This is a genomic window from Wolbachia endosymbiont (group A) of Barypeithes pellucidus (assembly GCF_964030885.1).
Taxonomy (GTDB): domain Bacteria; phylum Pseudomonadota; class Alphaproteobacteria; order Rickettsiales; family Anaplasmataceae; genus Wolbachia.
In genome coordinates this window covers 291702-314536 of the sequence record NZ_OZ034985.1, presented here as the reverse complement: position 1 = coordinate 314536, position 22835 = coordinate 291702, and the positions used below count along the sequence as shown (strand labels likewise).

21 protein-coding genes and 6 pseudogenes are annotated in these 22835 nt (G+C 36.3%); 13 read left to right on the top strand and 14 right to left on the bottom strand.

Features of this window, described 5'->3' with window-relative positions; all coding sequences use genetic code 11:
* Positions 1-162 precede the first annotated feature (162 nt).
* The 8 genes and pseudogenes from ACQH1X_RS01725 to ACQH1X_RS01690 all read left to right on the top strand — a co-directional run bounded on the left by ACQH1X_RS01725 (position 163) and on the right by ACQH1X_RS01690 (position 6161).
* On the top strand, positions 163-711 hold the full coding sequence (locus ACQH1X_RS01725; protein ID WP_425386380.1) for a hypothetical protein: 549 nt from the start codon (positions 163-165) through the stop codon (positions 709-711).
* Positions 712-907: 196 nt separating this feature from the next.
* The gene (locus tag ACQH1X_RS01720) at positions 908-1540 is read left to right on the top strand and encodes a TRP75-related protein (RefSeq protein WP_265025927.1); all 633 of its coding nucleotides are present in this window, start codon (positions 908-910) and stop codon (positions 1538-1540) included.
* A gap of 16 nt (positions 1541-1556) precedes the next feature.
* A complete protein-coding gene (gene ispG / locus ACQH1X_RS01715; RefSeq protein WP_265034798.1) occupies positions 1557-2837 on the top strand; it encodes a flavodoxin-dependent (E)-4-hydroxy-3-methylbut-2-enyl-diphosphate synthase in 1281 nt (426 codons plus the stop codon).
* Positions 2838-2948: 111 nt separating this feature from the next.
* A complete protein-coding gene (locus tag ACQH1X_RS01710) occupies positions 2949-3227 on the top strand; it encodes a hypothetical protein (RefSeq protein WP_425386379.1) in 279 nt (92 codons plus the stop codon).
* Between the two features lie 389 nt (positions 3228-3616).
* Positions 3617-3862 (top strand): annotated as a pseudogene (locus tag ACQH1X_RS01705) (PD-(D/E)XK nuclease family transposase); the annotation flags it as partial.
* 453 nt (positions 3863-4315) lie between these two features.
* Positions 4316-4459, top strand: a complete 144-nt coding sequence (locus ACQH1X_RS01700; protein ID WP_425386378.1) for a hypothetical protein — start codon at positions 4316-4318, stop codon at positions 4457-4459.
* Positions 4446-5348 (top strand): reverse transcriptase domain-containing protein, encoded by a 903-nt coding sequence (locus tag ACQH1X_RS01695; RefSeq protein ID WP_425386377.1) that lies wholly within the window; start codon positions 4446-4448, stop codon positions 5346-5348. The genes ACQH1X_RS01700 and ACQH1X_RS01695 overlap by 14 nt, the downstream gene beginning before the upstream one ends.
* 513 nt (positions 5349-5861) lie before the next feature.
* Positions 5862-6161 carry a hypothetical protein gene (locus ACQH1X_RS01690; protein WP_425386376.1) on the top strand — a complete coding sequence of 100 codons (300 nt, stop codon included), beginning with the start codon at positions 5862-5864 and terminating at the stop codon, positions 6159-6161.
* Between the two features lie 10 nt (positions 6162-6171).
* Here the strand turns inward: ACQH1X_RS01690 and ACQH1X_RS01685 are convergent, their stop codons facing one another.
* Together ACQH1X_RS01685 and ACQH1X_RS01680 are read right to left on the bottom strand one after the other, a co-directional pair.
* Positions 6172-7260, bottom strand: coding sequence for an IS481 family transposase (locus tag ACQH1X_RS01685; protein ID WP_425386375.1), 1089 nt, complete (start codon positions 7258-7260; stop codon positions 6172-6174).
* A 559-nt stretch (positions 7261-7819) separates the two neighbouring features.
* Positions 7820-8571 (bottom strand): annotated as a pseudogene (locus ACQH1X_RS01680) (IS5 family transposase).
* 834 nt (positions 8572-9405) lie between these two features.
* On the opposite strand from ACQH1X_RS01680, the gene ACQH1X_RS01675 reads away from it, so the two are divergent.
* Positions 9406-10356 carry an IS481 family transposase gene (locus ACQH1X_RS01675; RefSeq protein ID WP_425386374.1) on the top strand — a complete coding sequence of 317 codons (951 nt, stop codon included), beginning with the start codon at positions 9406-9408 and terminating at the stop codon, positions 10354-10356.
* A 273-nt stretch (positions 10357-10629) separates the two neighbouring features.
* Here the strand turns inward: ACQH1X_RS01675 and ACQH1X_RS01670 are convergent, their stop codons facing one another.
* From ACQH1X_RS01670 to ACQH1X_RS01660, 3 genes are all read right to left on the bottom strand, one after another.
* Positions 10630-12108 carry a UbiD family decarboxylase gene (locus ACQH1X_RS01670; protein ID WP_425386373.1) on the bottom strand — a complete coding sequence of 493 codons (1479 nt, stop codon included), beginning with the start codon at positions 12106-12108 and terminating at the stop codon, positions 10630-10632.
* Between the two features lie 95 nt (positions 12109-12203).
* A complete protein-coding gene (locus ACQH1X_RS01665) occupies positions 12204-13256 on the bottom strand; it encodes a Fic family protein (protein ID WP_425386372.1) in 1053 nt (350 codons plus the stop codon).
* 16 nt (positions 13257-13272) lie between these two features.
* On the bottom strand, positions 13273-13425 hold the full coding sequence (locus tag ACQH1X_RS01660) for a hypothetical protein (protein WP_425386371.1): 153 nt from the start codon (positions 13423-13425) through the stop codon (positions 13273-13275).
* Between the two features lie 263 nt (positions 13426-13688).
* Between ACQH1X_RS01660 and ACQH1X_RS01655 the strand changes: the two genes are divergently transcribed.
* The 3 genes and pseudogenes from ACQH1X_RS01655 (at position 13689) to ACQH1X_RS01645 (ending at position 16600) form a co-directional block, all read left to right on the top strand.
* On the top strand, positions 13689-14447 hold the full coding sequence (locus ACQH1X_RS01655) for a DsbA family protein (RefSeq protein WP_425386370.1): 759 nt from the start codon (positions 13689-13691) through the stop codon (positions 14445-14447).
* A 199-nt stretch (positions 14448-14646) separates the two neighbouring features.
* On the top strand, positions 14647-15243 hold the full coding sequence (locus ACQH1X_RS01650) for a TIGR02217 family protein (protein ID WP_065095104.1): 597 nt from the start codon (positions 14647-14649) through the stop codon (positions 15241-15243).
* Positions 15244-15848: 605 nt separating this feature from the next.
* A pseudogene (locus tag ACQH1X_RS01645) lies at positions 15849-16600 on the top strand (IS5 family transposase).
* Positions 16601-16616: 16 nt separating this feature from the next.
* On the opposite strand, the pseudogene ACQH1X_RS01640 reads toward ACQH1X_RS01645, so the two are convergent.
* The 7 genes and pseudogenes from ACQH1X_RS01640 to ACQH1X_RS01610 all read right to left on the bottom strand — a co-directional run.
* A pseudogene (locus tag ACQH1X_RS01640) lies at positions 16617-16922 on the bottom strand (AAA family ATPase); the annotation flags it as partial.
* A 35-nt stretch (positions 16923-16957) separates the two neighbouring features.
* Positions 16958-17557: an AAA family ATPase gene (locus tag ACQH1X_RS01635; RefSeq protein WP_425386369.1), complete on the bottom strand. Its 600-nt coding sequence runs from the start codon at positions 17555-17557 to the stop codon at positions 16958-16960.
* 5 nt (positions 17558-17562) lie between these two features.
* Entirely contained in the window at positions 17563-18216 is a 654-nt protein-coding gene (locus tag ACQH1X_RS01630; protein ID WP_425386368.1) for a hypothetical protein, read from the bottom strand.
* Positions 18213-18713, bottom strand: a complete 501-nt coding sequence (locus tag ACQH1X_RS01625) for a hypothetical protein (RefSeq protein WP_425386367.1) — start codon at positions 18711-18713, stop codon at positions 18213-18215. The genes ACQH1X_RS01630 and ACQH1X_RS01625 overlap by 4 nt, the downstream gene beginning before the upstream one ends.
* A 25-nt stretch (positions 18714-18738) precedes the next feature.
* The gene (locus ACQH1X_RS01620) at positions 18739-19560 is read right to left on the bottom strand and encodes an AAA family ATPase (protein ID WP_425386366.1); all 822 of its coding nucleotides are present in this window, start codon (positions 19558-19560) and stop codon (positions 18739-18741) included.
* Between the two features lie 12 nt (positions 19561-19572).
* Positions 19573-20376, bottom strand: coding sequence for an ATP-binding protein (locus ACQH1X_RS01615; RefSeq protein ID WP_425386365.1), 804 nt, complete (start codon positions 20374-20376; stop codon positions 19573-19575).
* Positions 20377-20428: 52 nt separating this feature from the next.
* Positions 20429-20926 carry a sigma-70 family RNA polymerase sigma factor gene (locus ACQH1X_RS01610; protein ID WP_425386364.1) on the bottom strand — a complete coding sequence of 166 codons (498 nt, stop codon included), beginning with the start codon at positions 20924-20926 and terminating at the stop codon, positions 20429-20431.
* Between the two features lie 251 nt (positions 20927-21177).
* On the opposite strand from ACQH1X_RS01610, the gene ACQH1X_RS01605 reads away from it, so the two are divergent.
* Positions 21178-21378, top strand: a complete 201-nt coding sequence (locus ACQH1X_RS01605) for a hypothetical protein (RefSeq protein ID WP_425386700.1) — start codon at positions 21178-21180, stop codon at positions 21376-21378.
* Here the strand turns inward: ACQH1X_RS01605 and ACQH1X_RS01600 are convergent.
* Positions 21343-22094, bottom strand: a pseudogene (locus ACQH1X_RS01600) (IS5 family transposase). The gene ACQH1X_RS01605 and the pseudogene ACQH1X_RS01600 overlap by 36 nt on opposite strands.
* A gap of 57 nt (positions 22095-22151) precedes the next feature.
* Positions 22152-22735, bottom strand: a pseudogene (locus tag ACQH1X_RS01595) (TenA family protein).
* Positions 22736-22835 lie beyond the last annotated feature (100 nt).

Sequence of the window (22835 nt, the reverse complement as noted above, 5' to 3'; positions counted from 1 at the left end):
TTTTTTGCAACCTTGTAAATACCTTAATTTAAGTTTCCGCACTTTCAAAAAGCAAGTCAAACAAAATTATTAAAAGGTCAATACATAATGACAGTTAATTTAATAATAACTTAAACATTGGGAATGTAAAATTATAATATATTAATTAACTAGGGGGTAAAAATGTCAACAAATTGGCTTCATGATTTTTTTTTCGGTTCTAATGAATCGACAATAAAAGCACTAGAAAAACTTCAACAGGTGGATGCTGAGCAGTTTCAAAAGGCATTCAGTGCACTAGAAAAATTGCAAAAAGGTCAACAGATCAACGCTGATCAACTTCAAATTGCATTTAGCAGGTTAGAGGAATTGCAGGCAACTCAAAAGATCGATGCTGAACGGTTCGAAAGTATACAAAAGTATTTAGACGGTTTGCAAGAAAGACTCGCAGACGTGGAAGAAAAAGTGGAAACACTTACAGAAGCAGTAGGGGAGCAAGAAAAAGTAATGGCAACTTGTATCATAGTCAGTGCTGTTGCCGCAATAGCGATAACTTGTTTTGTTGCATTCTGCATCTATCAGGGAGTTAAACTTGAAAAGGAGAAAGAAAAGAACTTGTCTAAAGATACGCCAGACGCAAAACTTAATAATGCAGATGACGCTGGTATCTCTGAAAAACTGGATAACTTAAAAGTGGATGGCTTACAAAAATCTGTAAACATAGCTGCATAACACTCTTCTTGAGGAGGTGTTACATAGCTTGTAACACCTTACTCTTCTCTTAGCCTATGTAGGTTTTTTGATAGCAAACATATCACTTTTTAGAAAAATATTTGTGACATATTATTGTAAAGTTAGTAAAGATTCTGGTTTACTTAAAGTTTGTTAATTGCTATCTTTTAAAACACTATATTTACTATAGCACCATATGCTCAGGATTTTTTCTAAAGTTTTGTTTATATTAATGTTTTTGGTTTCTAGCTTTTTTACTGTGCATAGTGCTGAAGCTAAGTCTAAGGTAAAGCTCAGTAAGAAATACATACCTCCTGGTAACCCTGGTGGTGCAAACTTTCATACAGATGAGGATTTTGCTGAGTCATATAAACTGTATGAGAAGCGTAGGGAATTGCTCAAGAAAAAAAAGTCACAAGATCGAGCTATAAATAAAGAAGATCTAATCAAAAAATTAAAAGAGAAAAAAATTGCTAGTCTTGATAATGAGCCAAATGACATGGAAGCTTGCATAGTCGACGATGAAGAGAGCGCTATGATAAATCAGCATGGTATTAATATCGCGCGTTTAAGGGGTGCTGTATTTATAGATCAAGAGCCAGTTTCCCAGTATGAAAATAAGCAGTATGAAAGTGAGCAGCATGAACAAGAAGGAAAAAAAATTACTTCAACACGAGAAAAAAAAGTTTCTCCTATGAATATCACTATAAAAAAAACTCCATCAAAAAGAACATGTTCACATGATTCTATTGCTAATTTGGATAACGTAGATGCTTATAGTTTGAATGGTTCGAGTTCATTTGGCAGTGTAGCTGACACAGTAAAATAGTATCACAATTAATAATATGCTAGATAAAGACCTAATATTGAATGATGATGCATATGAATTATCGCCGATTTCCAGGCACAAAACTCATGTTGTAGAAGTTGGAAAAGTAAAGATAGGTGGAAATAATCCTGTAGTTGTACAATCTATGGCGCTTGGCGTGCATATAGATTCTGATAATATAAAAAGTAGCGCAAAACATTATGCAAAAGAGATAACAGAACTAGCACGTGCAGGTTCAGAGTTAGTACGGATTGCTTTGAATTCAGAGGAGGTAGCAAGAGCAATACCTTATATAGTAGAAGAGATAAATAAAGAAGGTTTTGACGGTAAAATATTGGTAGGCTGTGGTCAGTATGAGCTAGATAAATTAGTTCAAGATTATCCAGACAACATCAAAATGCTGGGTAAAATTAGAATCAATCCAGGCAATATAGGCTTTGGCCACAAACGTGATGAGAAGTTTGAAAGGGTTATAGAGTATGCAATAATGCATACTCTTCCGGTTAGAATTGGAGTAAATTGGGGTAGTCTTGATAAATACCTTTTACAAAAACTGATGGATGAAAACTCTTCGCTTAGTAATTCAAGGCCTTCTGATGTTATACTGCGCAAAGCACTTGTAATGTCTGCTCTTGATAGTGCAAAAAAAGCTGAAGAAATTGGTCTAAGTTCAAACAAAATAATCATTTCATGTAAAGTTAGCAAAGTACAAGATTTAATTTTAGTTTATACGGCACTTGCAAAATCTTCCAATTATGCACTGCATTTGGGTTTAACTGAGGCTGGTATGGGCAATAAAGGTGTGGTAAATACCGCAGCAGGGCTTACTTATTTATTGCAAAATGGCATTGGAGATACCATACGGGCTTCTTTGACTCAACGTCCTGGTGAATCGCGTACTAATGAAGTGGTGGTGTGTCAGGAAATATTGCAGTCTATAGGCTTGCGACACTTTAACCCTCAGGTTAATTCATGTCCTGGTTGTGGGCGCACGAGTAGCGATCGTTTTCGTATATTAACTGAAGAGGTGAATGGCTATATAAAAACTCATATGCCGATGTGGAAGAAAAAAAATCCAGGTGTAGAGCATATGAGCATTGCTGTTATGGGATGCATAGTAAATGGTCCTGGAGAAAGCAAACACGCAAATTTGGGAATCAGCTTGCCTGGATATGGAGAAAAACCTGTTTCAGCAGTCTACAAAAACGGCAAATATTTCAAAACTTTACAAGGTGATAATGTCTCTGAAGAATTTAAGGCAATTATTGATAATTATGTGAAGGAGCATTACACGTAACCTTTCACGGTTAATTAATAGATAAATCGCAAATAAAAAAGAAAATTAAACCTTGTTTTTCTTTTTTCGCTATTAATATATTTATAACACAATTGAGTTTAAATAATTGATATGAAAAGCTTTTTACTTATTTTACTATTAGTTTTGTCTCCATTTTTAGCATCATCTATAAGCATTGAGGACATCGAAGAAAATTGCAATTACGAATATTACCCTAAATTAGATTCTTCTTCTGCTGATGAGTTATACGTTATAAAGCGAAATTATTATAGATACGGTAAGGAATTAAAAATACTAGCAGATGAGAGGATAAAGGAGATCACTTTAGGCACTAGTGATGTAACCAGACTGCATTCTGTGGTTTTTAGCAAAACACGATCTTTCATTTGAGCTTTCTTCAATTTAAAGTAAATACAGAAAATTGCTGCCTATAGCTAAACTGACTTAGATTTACCGACAATTTGAAAAACCGTCATTCCGCTACGTGTTAGCGGGATCTATGCTAAGAGATACCGTGACGGTATGACGGTTCGCGGCAGCATGACGATAACCTCGTCATCCCGCTACGTGTTAGCGGCTAAGATACTGCGAATGAATCGCGGTATGACGGTTCGCAGCGGAATCTATGCCGAGATACCGCGAATGAATCGCGGTATGACGGTTCGTGGCAGTTGTAAGTTAAAAATATATGACGCGTTAGCTATAGCTATCTTCAAAAATATGATTGAATAATTATTAATAATAGTGTATAATTATTAATATTTTTAAGCACTTTTGCTATGGCTCTTTCAAAATTTCTCGATCCTCGCAATGATTTGTGTTTCAAAAAAATCTTTGGAACGGAAAAAAATAAGAATATCCTGATCCACTTTTTGAACGATATTTTAGGGTTTACTGAGATAAATGCAATACAAGAAGTTGAGTTTCTTAGCACTATTATGGATCCCGAAGTTGCCTCTGATAAACAAAGTATTGTTGATGTTCTCTGCAAGGATTCTCACGGAAATAGATATATAGCAGAAATGGTGCGACCTGAAAGTCTTTGGTCATATTGTTTAAATGGAGAGGAATTCCTTCAGAAAGAAACTGAAAGGATTCTAAAACTTATTAAACCAGATGTTTTGCCATCTGAGTCTACGTATTAGTGCGAATCGGGCAACCGGTTGGTGCCGAGCGATGCGGACAATGAACCTCCTCTTAAAAAAGAAGATGCTCAATCGTAAGAATGGCATAAACTGCAAGCATCATGTGGTTGGAGGGCTAGGCTAAGTGGTATGGTGAACTTAAGTGAAGCTTTATAAGTACCGATACGATGAAAGAGCTAAAGATGCTGATAAGCTCTGACCAAAAGGTAATGTGGATAAGTTACATTTTTCATTTCTGGATGTACGCAAATAATAATTCCACCGGTATAGAGAAGCCACCTAACCCACTGCTGTATGACTGGAGGAACAGGGTAAGCCTGTATTTCCGCCTACATGGCAAGCAAACCGCAAGGAATGCTGATGGATGTGCAGGTAAAGGAAAATGGAGAAAGCGAATGCTATTTTGTAACGAAATGGATAGAATTTGTAACATTAATTCGCGTGAAAACGAGCAGACTTCCATTTGGTCCCTCGTGACAAGAAACTTTGTCAACCACTTAAGGTAGGAAAGCAGATGATTACAAGTAAAACTGTAAGTGCACCTACCAACAACACCGAAACATGGAACCAGTTACCCTGGAAGAAATGTCAAAAAGTTGTTATGAGGCTACAAAGACGTATTGTTAAGGCTGTTCAACAAGGAAGATGTGGTAAGGTGAAAGCTTTACAACATCTGCTCACACGCTCTTTTAGTGGCAAAGCTTTGGCTGTTAAGAGAGTGACTGAAAATCAAGGAAAAAACACAGCAGGTATAGATCGTCAACTATGGTCAACTTGCAACACAAAATTTCAAGGAATAAAGCTATTAAAACAAAGAGGATACAAACCTTCTCCGCTAAAACGAATTTACATTAGTAAGTCTAATGGCAAAAGAAGACCTCTTGGAATACCCACGATAAAAGATAGAGCCATGCAAGCATTATATCTGCTGGCGTTGGAACCGGTAGCTGAAACAATCAGTGACCGACACTCCTACGGCTTTAGACCCAAAAGATCCTGCGCAGATGCTATTGTCGCTAGCCATTTGTTATTGGCAAGTCGCAATCAACTTCAATGGATACTCGAAGGTGATATCAAAGGATGTTTTGATAACATTAACCATGAATGGCTTATAAAGCATATTCCTATGGAGAAGAAAATTCTTCATAGCTGGTTAAAAGCTGGCTTCCTAGAGTCAAAAACTCTGTATCCCACAACTGCAGGTACCCCGCAAGGTGGTATAATCTCTCCAATACTAGCTAATTTTACCTTAAATGGTCTTGAAAAACTATTAGAAAGTCGATTTGGTAAACTAGGTAGTAAAAGAAGAAGCAAAATCAGAAGTGGAGTGAATGTAATTAGATACGCAGATGACAGTGCGCCGTAGAAACACGGGAAGTGTTGAAGCTGTGCAATAGATGAGGGAGGGCTCCTCGGAGCCGGTTTACAAGAGCAGGCTTCAAACAGCCATAAGCTGCTTTGGTAAAGAGCTAAGGTAGTGAGCGTTATGGAAAAGGCACAATTATGTGTCATGTGTGAAATAGAAAGACGAACGCAAGTGAATCACTGATGAAGTGTCGAAAGCGTAGAGACGACGTCAAAACCAGGGGGTAGTCGTTAATCTGGGATAAATCTACCGGGAGCTTGTTTACTGGGTAGGTGGCGTCCGGCATAAAAGTGGCGTGAATCTATTTTAGGCTATTGCATGGAACTACGGGAACCTGTCGTTTCGATGATAAGGAAGAAGTCCAAAGAGCAGATCTCTGAGGATGAGAGTACCGATGCGGAAAACAGGGGCGGATCAGTTTGTAGTAGTGAAGAAGTTTCTGTAATGGAAATGGAGCGAAGGGACTGAGTTATTTAGTTTTAATTATTTTGTCAACCGTAATGGGAGGAATTAATGAATAAAACAAAGTCTTTTGATATACCGAAGCAACTTATTTGGAGAGCTTATAAACAAGTATCGAAAAATAAAGGTGCTGCAGGTGTAGATGAGGTCTCGATAACAAAGTTTGAGGAAAATCTAAAAGATAATTTGTACAAACTATGGAATCGGATGTCATCCGGAAGTTATTTTCCTGAGCCAGTAAAAGCTGTTGCAATACCGAAAGATACGGGAGGACAAAGAACTTTATGTGTTCCTTCAGTGTCCGATAGGATAGCACAAACAGCCGCTTGTACTAGACACAACTTAATCTGACAGGTGAGAATTAACTGACAGAAGGATTGAGGTAGTTAAAACTAATATCAGTCTCTTGTTTGATGCTACTAATATTTTTCTGAAAAGCAATATGTTTGCTATCAAGAAAAGTCTGCATCGGTGTTTTGCCATAGCAATACTTACCTGAATGAGGTCTTGTCTCATTGTAAGAACGCAACCAATGATCAACATCAATCTGCAAATCTTCCAAAGAACTGTAGATTTTCTTTCTAAAGATAATATTGTAACACTCATCTTGCATAGTTCTATGAAACCTCTCACATATGCCATTAGTTTGTGGTGAATTGGCCTTAGTTCTTGAATGATCAATGTTTTCAATTCCTAAATATAGCTGATAAGCGTGATTTTCTGGTTTGCCACAGTATTCCGTACCCCTATCAGTCAAAATGCGGGATAATGGTACATTTTGTCCATCAAAGAACGGTATGACTCTATCATTAAGAAGATCTGCAGCAGTAATTGCAGTTTTGTCTGTATAAAGCTTTGCCATAGCAACCCTTGAATAGGTATCAATAAAAGTTTGCTGATAGATTCTTCCTATACCCTTGATATTGCCTACATAATAAGTGTCTTGAGAACCTAAGTAACCAGGATGCTCTGTTTCAATTTCACCATGTGCTTCCCTTTGTTCTTTCACTTTCTCTAAAGCTGCAAGTTGCTCTTCAGTTAAAATTATGCCATCTTGTGCAACCTTCGCTTCAAGAGCTTTAAGTCTTTTTTTGAACGTTTCAATATCGTTTCTTAGCCATACAGATCTTACACCACCTTCGGAAATTATTATACCCCTTTTTCTCAGCTCATTTGCAGCTCTTTGTTGTCCATATGCTGGAAATTCTGTTGCGATATTTACTACTGCTCTTTCTATGTCTTCGGAAACTCTGTTTGCCATAAGTGATTTTTTCTTACTTATCTCATGCAGTGCTTCTTCTCCTCCATTTTCATATAATTCCTTGAATCGATAAAACGTATCTCTTGAGTAGCCCATTACTTTGCACGCTTGAGATACATTTCCTAATTGTTTTGCTAGCTCTAATAACCCTAACTTTGGTTTTAGTATTTTTGCTTGTATTGTACTCATATCTAACACTCCTTTCTTTTATTATTTTATAACTTACTTTTCTAAAGTGTCAGATCAAGTCTTGTTTAATACAACTAAGTAGAAAAAAGGTATCATCCGAGTAGCTGACACTGGTTTCCATCCAAGACGGTAGTGCCTTCCTTCCCTGTCATCCCAGTGCCCAGACCAACCGATTCCAAAATAAAAAGCTCTCACGCTTGCTGATTTTGGTTGCTGGAAATGGTTGTATTGTTTAAATTATTAATAATATATACTATAAAATCAATAGTAATTTATTCGAGAGTAAAAAGAATAATCAAGGCATATTTATGGCAAAAAAGGTTTGTGCCCATCTTATGACAAAGATGCAATAAAAACTCTCATGGAAAAGAGGCAAAGATTGTAGAAGTATACAGAAAAAGCTTTATGATGCTCAACGGAAAAGGGAAGTGTTTGGCTTGCTGATGCTGTAGGTGATGATGAATTGAATTAAAAATTTTATATATAATGTAAGTGCATTAATATTAATAAATATCAAATATTTATACTGCATTATCACCTAGGCTCTGTGGACAAAATTTTAGAGAAGCCATACAAGAGCCCCGACAAAATTTAGAAAACCCATAAAAACCTCAGCCGTTTTATCGAATCTGGAAAAAATACGCCTAAAGTTCTTAATTTTACCGAAAAACACTCAATTAAATGACGCTCTTTATAAATGTGTTTATCGTAACCCCTCTGCACTTTTCGATTACGCTTCGGAGGAATAACTGCTGTACATCCCTTGCTTTCAAGACTCGTAACAAAAGCATTGCTGTCATAGCCTTTATCAGCCACTACAGTGGTATTATAGACACTTTCAGTTAATGTTGCTGCTTGTGTAATCTCATTTCTTTGACCAGGGGTCAGAGTAAATTTAAGTGGATTTCCAAGTGCATCGACAAGCGCATGTATTTTAGTTGTAAAGCCACCTTTGCTCCTCCCTAAAGCTTCTTGATCCTTGGAGTTTTTTGTATATCCAGATGAACATGGATGGGCTCGGATGATCGTACCGTCGATTATAGCAACTTCTAAATCAGGCTCTTGTTTAGTATATTCAAGCAATTTTTCCCAGACATCTCTTCCACACCATCTTTTAAATCGCTTATGTATACTCCTGTAATTACCATAAGTTTTTGGTAAAAGTCTCCATTGGCAACCACTTCGGACTATGTACCACACTGCCTCTATGAATATTCTTAAACGTTTTTCATCTTTGCTATGCATTCCTTTTACGCTTTTTATGAACTCTAAAATTTGTTTCCAATTTTCCTCTTTGATGTAATATTGCATATGGTAGTTTCTCCATTTTTTACCTATTAAGCTAAACTACCATCTTTTTCTCTCTTTTCATATTTTTTGTCCACAGAGCCTAGAGATACCGCGAATGAATCCACAACTGTACGAACATTCATTCTTGAAGGTAAACTGCACAGCAAATGGTGTCATTCCAGTGCTTGACACTGGAATCCAGCCTTGCCGTAATCTCATCAAGAACGTTGTGTTTTAACATAAGATCAGCCACTTTTATGCTTACCAACTTAGTGCCCAGTCAAAATTCCTGGATCCCAGTGTCTGGGCACTGGGATGACATCCTTCTGGTAGGCTCAAATTGTAATGTTCGTACAGTTGTGGAATGAATCGCGGTATGACGGTGTAGATGATGGTTAAGTATCCCGCTACGTGTTAGCGGGATCTAGAGATACCGTGACGGTATGACGGTTCGCGGCGGGATGACGGTTCGTGGCGGTATAGTAATTCGTCATTCCGCTACCCGTTAGCGCCGCGGCGGTATAGCTATAGGATGACAAAAAAAAGGGCACTGTGACGTACTTAAACCACAATTATCAGTTAATACTAATCGCGGCATTACAAAAAACGCCAAACTTTTCTCTGCTTTTATGCAAGAAGTCTAGTCCATATATTCTTCCCACTTCTCTGTAACCTTTCCAATTATTTCTTCGCTCATTTCAAACTTTTGAGTTATTACATCAATCAACTATAAACCCTACTCCCTCCTCTATATTTTTGTACATCTTCTGGATTAAATCTTGAACTTACATGTACAGTCCCAGAGTGTGATGGTATGATAAAATATGAGAAAAAAATACCATCAAAGGAGGAGTTATGGGACAAATATTACATGGGTGCGCCAAAACAACACAGACGATTCGTAGAGCAATACAAAATAGAAAAGAGAGCATAGCAAAACTCTCCAAGCATTATAACCTTAATCCAAAAACTATTATTAAGTGGAGAAAACGTTCATTTACGAAAGATGCTGATATGGGTCCAAAGCATCCAAGATCGACTGTTTTAACGCTAGAAGAGGAAGCTATAATAGTTACATTTCGCAAGTATACACTACTGCCACTAGATGATTGCCTTTACGCTCTGCAGTCTACAATTCCGCATTTGACTCGCTCTAGCTTGCATCGTTGTTTACAAAGACACAACATTAGCAGATTACCAACTGTTGATGGAGAAGTTAAGTCAAAAAAGAAATTCAAACAATATCCTATCGGTTACTTTCATATTGATATTGCTGAAGTTAGAACTGAGGAGGGCAAATTACATTTGTTTGTTGCTATTGATAGGACATCCAAATTTACCTATGTTGAGTTGCGTAACAGTGCTACAAAACCCATAGCTGCTGAGTTCTTACGTAATTTGATTAGAATTTTACCGTATAAAATCCATACTATTTTGACAGATAACGGTATACAATTTACAAACCAGAAGCGTCATAAGTATGCTTTCCAACACATATTTAATAGAGTTTGCGAAGAGAATGTTATTGAACATCGTTTGACAAAAGTTAGCCATCCTTGGACAAATGGGCAAGTTGAGCGTATGAATAAAACTTTAAAGGATGCTACAGTTAAGAAGTATTACTATCAATCGCACCAGCAACTTAAAGAACACCTTTATAACTTTGTTATGGCTTATAATTATGCAAAGAGACTCAAAACTCTTAAGGGTCTTACTCCTTATGAATTTATATGTTATCAGTGGACACAGTCTCCAGAATTATTTATACTAAATCCACACCATTACACTCTGGGACCATACATTTGATATAAATGGGGCAAAAAGACTCCTAAGTATCCTTTTAATTTGTGTCTCTATAAAAATCCTCAAATCATTTAATGTACTTTTATTGCTAAGATTAGTAATGTACCTACCTTTAGTTCTTCCAGTGCGTTCAAATTTTACATCCTTAAATTTGTCTTGTAATTCATCAATGTAATTACAATTGACATGAGCTTGGTGTCCTTGAGTGCTTACCATAACATTTACCTGACTATGAACAAAACACTATAATATATCATATTTTTAATTTTTTAGCAATTACAGTCCGTATTCCTCCCACTTCTCCGTGATTTTTCTTACTATTTCTTCGCTCATTTCAATTTTCTCTCCCCATTCTCGTTTGGTTTCAGGCGGAATTTTGTTTGTCGCATCAAATCCCATTTTACCTCCCAGGCCACTTTTAGGGGAAGCAAAGTCTAAATAATCAATAGGTGCATTTTCTATCATGATTGTATCACGCACAGGGTCCATTCTCGTTGATATTGCCCACATCACTTCCTTCCAATCACGTACATTTATATCATCATCAACAACGATGATAAATTTTGTGTATAAAAACTGCTTGAGAAAAGAAAGTATGCCCATAACAATTCTTTTTGCCTGCCCTGGATAGGATTTTTTTATCGACACTACTGCTATTCTATATGAGCAACCTTCCGGCGGCAGATAAAAGTCCACTATCTCTGGAAATTGATTGATGAGGATGGGCACAAAAATTTCATTGAGTGCTTCACCAAGAGTTGATGGTTCATCAGGTGGCTTGCCGGTGAAAGTGCTAAGATATATCGGGTTTTTACGCATTGTAATTGCAGTAATGTTAAATTCAGGAAATTGCTCAACAGAATTATAGTAGCCAGTGTGATCTCCGTATGGCCCTTCGTTTTGATATCTATCCAAACTCACATAGCCTTCCAGAACGATTTCCGCGTGAGCTGGCACTTGAAGCGGAATAGTCTTACAATTTACAAGCTCAAGCGGCTTCTTTCGCAGTAGTCCAGCAAATTGGTATTCTGACAATGTTTCTGGCACCGGGGTTACTGCAGCAATAATCGTTGCAGGATCACTACCGATCACAGCAGCAGCAGGAAATTTCATATTTTGTTCCTTCTCTTTCCATCGTTTATGGTGACCTGCACCACCACGATGTGCAAGCCAGCGCATTAGAGTCGTTTTTTTATCTATGACCTGCATACGATATATTCCAAGATTGAAATTATCTTGTTTGTCTTTCGTGGGTCCTTTTGTTACCACAATCGGCCAGGTGATAAGTGGTGCAGGTTCATTTGGCCAGCATGTTTGAATGGGCAGTAGACTTAGGTCCACGTCATCTCCGGTTAGCACTACCTCTTGACATGGAGCTTTGTTCACGACTTTACTTCGCATCGATAACACGATTTTTAATAGAGGAAACATTTTTATAGCATCCTTAAAGTTTTTTGGCGGCTCAGGTGATCGCAAAAATGCTAAAAGTTTACCAAGATCTCTTAGTTCATCAGGATTTATGTTCAACCCCAATGCAATCCTCTTAATAGTACCAAATAAATTCACCAAAACTGGAATCGAATTTTTGCCATTTTCTGTGATAACATTTTCAAAAATGATCGCTGGCCCTTTGCTTGACAAAACTCTGCGATGAATTTCTGTCATTTCAAGAACTGTTGAAACCTCTTCCTTAATCCTAATCAGATCCTTTTTTTCTTCTAAGGCTTTAATGAAGTCGCGTAAGTTGTTGTACATATTCCAGTTTTTAAAATTTTAAGTTTACATTTAGTTTTCAAGCACTTTATTAAAATTTGATCTATGCACTGCTTTTCTGTCTAACAAGCTTTCAGTTAATTTGAGATCAAATCTTCATATTGCTTACTAAGTTTGTATTTCCTTCCTCTATTGGAAAAATCTACAATCTCGATAAACCCCATTTCCACCCACTTTTTACAAAGTTGCGCATTAGTACGAGGCTTAAAATTAAATAGTTTGCCAACCTGACTAGCTGTAATAGCGGAAAACTCCTGGAAGAGTTCAAGAGCTTTACGTTGTTTAGGATCAAGCTTACGTATAAGATCAGTCTGATCAGTGTGGTATTCTTCTTCATTTATACGTTGTAAAACGTTCTCAAATGAATTTGCCATACCTTCTACGAAATACTCCACCCACTTAGTGATATCTGCTTCAGCTCGCCCCATGTAATAATTGTGCGATGTTATTGCTTCATAATAAGCCCCTAGATTTTTAGCATAATATTCTTCCAATGAGTAAAGCCCTTTTAGGTCATATCCACCAAGGTGTAAAATTAATGTAGTCAGCAATCTTGCAGTACGACCATTACCGTCATAGTAGGGGTGAATTGTTACAAATTGATAATGAGCAATACCTGCAATAACTGGGCAAGGCACTTGCTCACTGTCACGAATCCAACCAATCATACTGCTCATGAGCTTTGGTACATCCTTTGCTTCAGGTGGCATATAAATTATTGCACGTGTACGGCTATCACGAATAACGTTTTGACCATCACGATAAGAGGTTGGCTTCACTTTAGATTTTCCACTTGCCATATGAAGCGTTTGAATGGCTTTCTCAGTAATAGGGATCGTTCTCGCTGATTGTTCAACTTGGGTTAAAGCTGCATAATATCCTTTAACCTCATTTTCATCTCTCCTATATTTTGGAAAGTGGCTTTTACCACTTAAAACCTCTTCAATCTGTTTAGGCTCAAGTCGATTTCCTTCGATCATAGTAGAATAGTGTGTGGTATAAAGCCGTGCAGTTTCACGAAGAGACGAAAGCATCGGTACAGTGAGCGGCAAATGTAACACTTTTTCTTTTGCTGCTTCAATCCTCATAAGGCAATTAGCAATTTTAGAAGTAATCGTATAATTTGGCATCGGCATAATATCTGCATTACATTACTTCTATATTATGCTGATAAAATGCAGATAATACAACATTTACACAACGCCGACCATAAACTGCAATAAATTCGGCTGATCGAGAAAGAAGTTTGTCTTGTAGAATAGCTATTTCTTTTTCCCTGCCAATTATTGGCTCGTTCATATGTTTATTCCGCGAAAAATTATACACAGCGGAATAAAACAAACAACTTAAATTTATGCTCCACGCGCTTTTGCTGTTTGCATCTTAAACTTTCTGATTAGTTTTGCGCTTAGTTTGTATTGTTAAAGTTTGCATTTGAGGCAAAACTGGCTATAAAATACACTTGATATAAATGTTTTTATATATTAACATTAGATGCTTTTTTTAATATACAGATAAATGTGTACTAAAAGTTTTATATTGTAGGTTTTTAAATAAATTGTATGTCTAGGGTATCGTTTTTATTGATTTTAATAATAGCAATAGCAAGCTTGCCGATAATAAATAATTGGCTTTCAAATCGCAGCCAAATGCTAAACGATGATTATATAGGTGAGAGATTAGATGATTATATCAGTAGAAATTTTGATAAGATCGTAAGAACTCTCAAAGAGGAGTCGATTAAAAGTAGTTACGCTGCTCGAGATAATGTGACCAAAAGTAAAATTTCACAATACAAGGATCAAATATTTGACCTTACTTATCCTTACTCCGGAAATGAAAATAGTAGTGTTGTAGCTGCAGGCTTCTTTGACTATTCTTGTGGATATTGCAAAGCTATGAAGAATGATATAAAGCAGTTAATTAACGACGGTAAAATTAAGTATATCTTTAGGGATGCTCCAATACTTGGTAACGCCTCTTTAAGGGCAGCAAAAAGCGCTTTAGCTGTTTACTTTATTGATAAAGAAAAATATTTCGACTTTCACTATTCTGCTTTAAGTCACAAAGGAGGATTTTCAGACGAAAGCATATTGGATATAGTGAAAAGCATAGGGATTGATGAGGACGATTTTAATAATTCCATGAAAAATAATGCAGACAAAATTGAGCAAATGATAAACGACAGTAAGCTCCTAGTAAGAGATTTGGGAGTAGGTGGTACACCTTTTTTAATAATTGGGGATAGTCTGTTTGTAGGAGCAACTGATTTGAATGTATTACGCAAAAAAGTAGATGAATTAAGTCATAAACAAGGCTAGTTGCAATTTGCCATAAAATTTTATTTTTTTTGCTTGACAACTCAAATGAACCTGAGTATAGTAATTGTGGGTATGACAGCAGTTTAAGGTATTATCTCAGTGGTCTCATCCACTTTCCATAGCGTCATTTACTATGTGAAACACTTTCAAATTACAACATTTTCTTCAACCAAACTATTTTACTTTCACAGGAGGACATATGTCATTCACAGAAATTAGATTTCCAGAAAATATATCTTATGGTTCCGCTGGAGGACCGGAATTTTCCACTGACGTTGTAACAACTCATAACGGTTGTGAACAGCGCAACATCAATTGGTCTCATGCACGTACTAGATACAACATAGCTTACGGGGTCAGATCAAACGAGCAGCTATTAGAATTAATAACATTTTTTCATGCACGAAAAGGTAAAGCAATAGGGTTTCGTTTTAAGGATTGGTCGGATTTTATAGCCATTAATCAAGAGATTGGTATAGGAGATAACAAAAAAACGACTTTTCAGCTAATCAAAACTTATGTAAGTGGGGAAGATAAGCATATACGCATGATCAAAAAGCCAGTACATGGGACAGTAAAGATTTATTTAAATGGTAAAGAAGAGAGTGAATATTCAGTAAATTATTCAACGGGAGAAATAACATTTATGAAGCCACCAGTAAAAGATGCGATAATCACTGCGAGCTTCGAATTTGATGTGCCCGTGCGCTTTGATACAGATTACTTAAACGCTTCTATTGATGACTATGGAAGCAATAGCTGGAACAACATTCCACTAGTGGAAGTGAAATTTTAGTTATAAGCGAGCATAGATCTACATCATACTACAACAACTGTATTATAATTCGAAAGCAGCTTGCTCAGCCCTATGCCCTCAAATATGAAGATGTCATTCCAGTCTGGAATCCAGGAATTTTGATTGGACGCTAAGTTGGAGAACATAGAAAGTAGCTTGCTTTATGCTAAAATAAGCATTTTTGATAAAACTGTATGGAAAACTGGATCCCAGTGGGCTTTGTCGCATCGCTATTTATGAAAGGCTAACTATAGTTAGGATTATAAGCAACCTATTGAAAATCTTGTTTTTTTGCAATCAATCTGATCAAATTTAAGAATAGTAATTTATTATTTATATTAATAAATTTAATTCTATTGAAAATAGCTAAAGCATTGAAATTCTTGAATTTTAGCCGGATTAGTGAGTGGTAGTGAAATTTCTTTTACTCAAATTTAGGTATTCACTGACCGCTCTTGTTATAAATACCAGAATAATAAGCTACTGATATTCTCCATCTTTTTTATCTTTAATCCATCATAGCTAGGCTCTGTGGACAAAAAATATGAAAAGAGAGAAAAAGATGGTAGTTTAGCTTAATAGGTAAAAAATGGAGAAACTACCATATGCAATATTACATCAAAGAGGAAAATTGGAAACAAATTTTAGAGTTCATAAAAAGCGTAAAAGGAATGCATAGCAAAGATGAAAAACGTTTAAGAATATTCATAGAGGCAGTGTGGTACATAGTCCGAAGTGGTTGCCAATGGAGACTTTTACCAAAAACTTATGGTAATTACAGGAGTATACATAAGCGATTTAAAAGATGGTGTGGAAGAGATGTCTGGGAAAAATTGCTTGAATATACTAAACAAGAGCCTGATTTAGAAGTTGCTATAATCGACGGTACGATCATCCGAGCCCATCCATGTTCATCTGGATATACAAAAAACTCCAAGGATCAAGAAGCTTTAGGGAGGAGCAAAGGTGGCTTTACAACTAAAATACATGCGCTTGTCGATGCACTTGGAAATCCACTTAAATTTACTCTGACCCCTGGTCAAAGAAATGAGATTACACAAGCAGCAACATTAACTGAAAGTGTCTATAATACCACTGTAGTGGCTGATAAAGGCTATGACAGCAATGCTTTTGTTACGAGTCTTGAAAGCAAGGGATGTACAGCAGTTATTCCTCCGAAGCGTAATCGAAAAGTGCAGAGGGGTTACGATAAACACATTTATAAAGAGCGTCATTTAATTGAGTGTTTTTCGGTAAAATTAAGAACTTTAGGCGTATTTTTTCCAGATTCGATAAAACGGCTGAGGTTTTTATGGGTTTTCTAAATTTTGTCGGGGCTCTTGTATGGCTTCTCTAAAATTTTGTCCACAGAGCCTAGTGCTTTTTCTATGTACTTCTGCCCAAAGGTCAATGATATCACCACCTTCTTTTGTTGCAAAATCGTGCCATAGGCCAGCTTCACTGCCACTTACTTCTACTACTAGACTCTTTCCTTTATCACCTTGTACATTGCCTACATAAAACTTATCACCACGAAAAATACCTCTTGTCAATAGATAAGAAAGACATGATCTGATATTTAGTAGAAGTTGATCTTTTAACTGTTCTTTCTCCTCTAATGGCTTATAATGTCCATTCTTTAGTGGAGTTGCGGTATTAAAATCACAATAGATATCCATAAAATCTCCAATATATTTAAAGTTTAGAAATTTGGTTAAGCTGTAGCTATCCAGCGTCCGTTAACGTTCTTAACGAATTTTGTTGGTATAGGCTTTCCGTTTCTGAGCTCGTACATTACTTTTAAGGTATTTTTATGCTCTTTAGGTTTAAACATTACAATGCCAGACGTGTAGAAATTTCTTAAAACTCCTGCACCACTTAAAGATTGAAATGGATTCTTTTCTAACATGGCTGTAGATACTTTTTTAGTATGATGCGTAAGGATGATGCCAGCCATGGGACTCGTTATAGAACGTAATTTTTCAGTTCCATCTTGCAAAAAAGAAAGCATGGCTCTGCTATTTCCATAATCACGTATATTATAGAGAGAATCTATCACAATAAGATCAACTGTTTTTGGGTTAAATTTTTCTTCTATAATACTTTTTATTCTTTCTATGCCTTCAAGGTTCAAAGCTAATTTTGTTTTTGGAGTAATAGCTAAGTTTTCTGTTGCTATATCAAGAATCTTTTGGTTAACTTTCAGTTGCTGCAAACGTTCTCTTATATAATCGTATTCCATTTCATTCTGTAGGTAGAATACTTTCAGTGGTCTTTCAGGTTTCATGCCAAGAAATGATATTCCTCCGGCCATATGCACTAATAAAGAAAGTAAAAAATTACTTTTGCCGATTTTTGGAGTACACCTATAACTAAAAGACCACCTGGAGTTAAGATTCTTGGGCCTATTATATCTTTTGGCATTGGTGATTTATCATTTAAGTAATGTCTTACAGAAAATACTTTTTCTCCGTTTTCTTGCAACGTGGAATTTTTTTCAGCTTTAGTGTTCAACCACTTTTTGGCAGAATCTATGTTACCTTCAACAAAAGTCCAAAGACTGAGTATGTCTCCCTTCTTTTCTTTATAAATGTCGTTCCAATTTCCTGCTTTCTCTCCTTTTATTTCAACTATTATCTTATCTTTACCTAAATTTCCCAGATAGAACCTATCTTGATAAAATTCTCCGCCCGGAAGTAAGTAAGATACACATTCCTTAATATTATTAATCAATAGTGATTTAATCTTTTGAGATGAAAAATCCATAAAATCTCCTTTTTTTCCAATAATTTTACTCAACATATTTTTTAAACGTTCAGAGTCCAAGTTAGCGAGTTCGCAAACAGTTCTAAAAGATTCTGTGCTGTGGATCCATGAATAAGCTTCTTCTCTAAGCTCTCTATTCTTTCCTGTTGCTTCCCGAATAGCTTGTTCAACAACAGCAGTCCATAGTTTCTCTTCATCGTACTTCAAAACGGAACCCAGTCAGATTTAATGTCGTTACTTTGTTCAGGAGTAATAGCTGCAGCAATTCTATTCCTGTCTCCATATCTACTATCGGTCTCAATGCCAACTTTTGCGGTAAATTCTAGGCCATTTAAATCAGCAATGGAGCTAAGTTTACGAGCAAGTGTTGCTTTTTCTGAAGGGTCATTTTGATGAATATTGCGAGCAGACTCCAAAATACTTCTAATCATAGCACGACCCATTTCTCCCCAGACATCTTCTTTTTCAACGCTTGCTTTGCCACTTTTAATACCAATTACTTGATAAATCTTACGTTTTGCATATGGCCCTTCAGTGACAGTAAATTCAGCGTTTAAATAGATGCTGCCAGTAGAAAGACTCCTAGCGAACCAACTTTCATATCCTCCCGGCTTTATTGCCATTTTTACCTTGACTATTGTACCTTTCGGTATTAAACTGCTTTGCAGTTTCACGTTGTTAAAATCAGTTAAATCCTGTAACATAAATACTTCTATAATAAAGTTGAAATCAGTTATTCCATTGGTCAACGAACTGCCAGCGGCCATCTATCTTATCGACAGTCTTGCGCAGAACACGTTTTCCATTGCGTAACTCAAATACTATTTGACATGCGGTTTTTTCATCGTCATTTTCTTCATCCTTTCGGAACATCACCATTCCTGTGGTGTAAAACCCTCTTAAAGATCCAGCACCACTTAAACCTTGAAATGGATCTTCTTCTAGCATCTTTTTGGACAATTTTTTCGTGTGGTGAGTGAGTATTATACCGGCATCTGGATTGACAACATTACGAAGTTTTTTAAGTGTTTTTTGTAAAAAGAATAGCATAGCGCTGTTATCATTTTCGTTGCCATATTCACTGCTAAAGATGTTACGAAGAGGATCTATGGCCAAAATATCAGGCTTAAAACATTTGTCCTCTAGAGAGTTTTTTATTTCGTCTATCTCCTCACTACTAAGCGATAGTTGTACTCTTGGCGTGATCATGAAGTTGTTTGCACCAACGTCCAAAAATTCTTTATCGAGTTTTAACTCTTGTAGACGCTCTTTTAAATATCCATCATCAATTTCAGTCTGCAGACAGAGAACTTTCATAGGCTGATTGGGAATCATACCCAGAAATGAAACGCCTGCTGCCATGTGCATGAGCCATGAAATTAAAAAATCGCTTTTACCAATTTTAGGTGGCCCGCCAAATACCAACAAACCCCTTGGAGTTAATATCCTCGGGTAGATGATGTCTTCTGGGATTGGTGCTTTGTCACTTAAATACTCTTTTACGCTGAAAAAAGGGATTTTTTGACCAGTAGTAAAAATGTTTTGTAGCATAGTTATTCTCCATTAAGCAGCAGTAGAACAGGCTTTAGCTTTGATTTTCGTTAGTAATTTACCCAGATGCGGTTCTTCAACCATATCAAGGCACCCACTTCGATCTTTAGCCGGATATCCCCAAGAATTAATCGTCTGACAGACAAATGAACGTTTCTCCGTTCCATCATCTTTCTTGATTCCAACCATGCTGATTACTTCATCAACAATGCCGGGAATTTCACTTGCGGTTTTAGCGCCTTCACATTGAGGTAGCCAAGTTGAGCGATTGAAATCATCAAGGTATTGTCCAAGAGTTCCAACGGTAATAATGTCTTTATTTGGAATATGTTGAAACTGATTGAGCCAAGCTATCATCTCTTGAGCAAGTGTTCCGTAAGCAGCTCTCATATCTTGCTTTCCACTTCTCTCAGAAAAAGCTTCCGGTTGCATTTTTGCCCATAAGAGACAAAGACGTGATGCTACGGTAATGCTATCAATGAAAATACATCGATATTTAGAAAACTCTTCATTGTATTTACTTGATACGTGCTCATAGTGTTTTTGGCTATACGCTTGATCAGATTTTAGTGCAGGGTTTGGACCACCAATTAGGCAGGCAATATCCCGAGCTTGACTCCAAGTACGAACACTAATCGAATCTCCCTGCCAATCTTGAACAGCAAGCAGACCTGCTTCAAAGTCAAGACATAGTGTTGGTTCACTTATAGTCTTTAAGAGACTGGTTTTACCAATACCGTAAGGACCAAAAATTACTACTTTTATGCCTGTAGTTGTTTTCAATCTTTCATTATTGTTTAAAATTTTAAAAGTCATTTATTCACCTCAATGGTATATGTTATATATTCAGGAAAGGTAGAATTTATGTTCAATTTTTCTTTTTGCCCTTGTAGTAGATGGAAGAGAGTTTTATACGTATTTTTCTTACCATAGTATTTAAAGTAGTTCTTGATATGTTGTTCATCTTAGCAACTTCATATAAGTTAAAGTACTTGAGTTGTTCGCATATCCTCTGCATCTTTCTTGGTAGCGTTGAAATCATGTAATCTACATCAGTACGTTTCGCTACTTCATCTTCAAAAGCTTCTGTTTTCTCAATATTGATGTAGTTATTAATATTGCGTTTTATACATAGTTGTTTCTCTAATAAGTTGTTGGCACGACGTTCAGTTAATCTTGCTACAAAAGTGTTAAAGCTACCTTTACTTTCATCATATCTATCAAGATAAGTCCAAATTTCACAGAAAAGTTCTTGCTCAAGATCTTCATGAGTTTCATGAGTAAAGCATTCAAAAAGTTTTAATCTCCTAGCTTGATACCGTATATTTTGAACAACTATGGGGTCAACACCAGTTTTTAGTTTCATAACTTTTCCCTAAAACAATTAATGCTTTAAGGATGAGAACCTATAGGTGCACTTTGTAGGACAGGGGCAAAAATAAATAATACAGATGCAATTTTTAAACTACTGATATTCAATTACTTTTCTTCAAGAATAATACACATCCAAATTTAAATAATACTGCAACAAAAAATTAGGCAAAAATTCATTTTTTTTGGACAAAAATTTTCCAAATCCTGAATATATATTATATAAGCCTTTCAAACTCATCACAGGTGTCAATTCTTACACAATCAGGAAGAGCAGCAATAGCAGCCAGCATAAAAAAGCAATCTATCCATCTTGCTTGGGGAACAGGTGATTCAAGCTCTGGAAGTAGCCATCAGGTCGAAAAAGTTTTTGTTGAGGGTGAAATAGCTCTAGGCTCTGTGGACAAAATTTTAGAGAAGCCATACAAGAGCCCCGACAAAATTTAGAAAACCCATAAAAACCTCAGCCGTTTTATCGAATCTGGAAAAAATACGCCTAAAGTTCTTAATTTTACCGAAAAACACTCAATTAAATGACGCTCTTTATAAATGTGTTTATCGTAACCCCTCTGCACTTTTCGATTACGCTTCGGAGGAATAACTGCTGTACATCCCTTGCTTTCAAGACTCGTAACAAAAGCATTGCTGTCATAGCCTTTATCAGCCACTACAGTGGTATTATAGACACTTTCAGTTAATGTTGCTGCTTGTGTAATCTCATTTCTTTGACCAGGGGTCAGAGTAAATTTAAGTGGATTTCCAAGTGCATCGACAAGCGCATGTATTTTAGTTGTAAAGCCACCTTTGCTCCTCCCTAAAGCTTCTTGATCCTTGGAGTTTTTTGTATATCCAGATGAACATGGATGGGCTCGGATGATCGTACCGTCGATTATAGCAACTTCTAAATCAGGCTCTTGTTTAGTATATTCAAGCAATTTTTCCCAGACATCTCTTTCACACCATCTTTTAAATCGCTTATGTATACTCCTGTAATTACCATAAGTTTTTGGTAAAAGTCTCCATTGGCAACCACTTCGGACTATGTACCACACTGCCTCTATGAATATTCTTAAACGTTTTTCATCTTTGCTATGCATTCCTTTTACGCTTTTTATGAACTCTAAAATTTGTTTCCAATTTTCCTCTTTGATGTAATATTGCATATGGTAGTTTCTCCATTTTTTACCTATTAAGCTAAACTACCATCTTTTTCTCTCTTTTCATATTTTTTGTCCACAGAGCCTAGATATATTAGAGTAATACACCTCATCCCAGAATATTACCCCAAGTTCTAATCCGTTACGAAAAAACTCGAGCATCTTTTTCTTCTCCTTATTACTAGATTCTCTATACAGCTTATTCACAATCTCAGTTATAGCATCAGCTGTGTTATCCACTATATTAGTATTATAGAGATTAATCCATTTTTTATACTTATTGCTTGAAGGAATGCTATCTTTTACCGTATGTTGAAAGGTGATCTGACACATACCAAAACATGGATAAGAAGCTGCTAAGCTTTCAGCTACTGAATTATGGTATGCAGCACGCATGAAGAAATCAATGAGGGCAGAACTAGATTTCGATCTTTTGTGGCTATCGGATGAGTTACATTCTGTAAACTGCTCCTCACATAGACTTCGCATACTGAATATTTTACGAGCTATAAAGGTTAATTTATCCATTGTTTCAATATCATTAGCTCTAGATGCAATAATTAAAAAAGCACGAGTGCAATCCACTAAGCATAAAAAGTCTGTTGAACGTAGAACTTGAACTTCTTATAACTTAATTTGCCATTCATCAATTCAACATAAAAAGGATGTTCTTCTATTCTATCAATAAGATCAGATGATTCTTTTATAGCTATGCTACAAAATTCTTCTTTTATGTCATTATACATT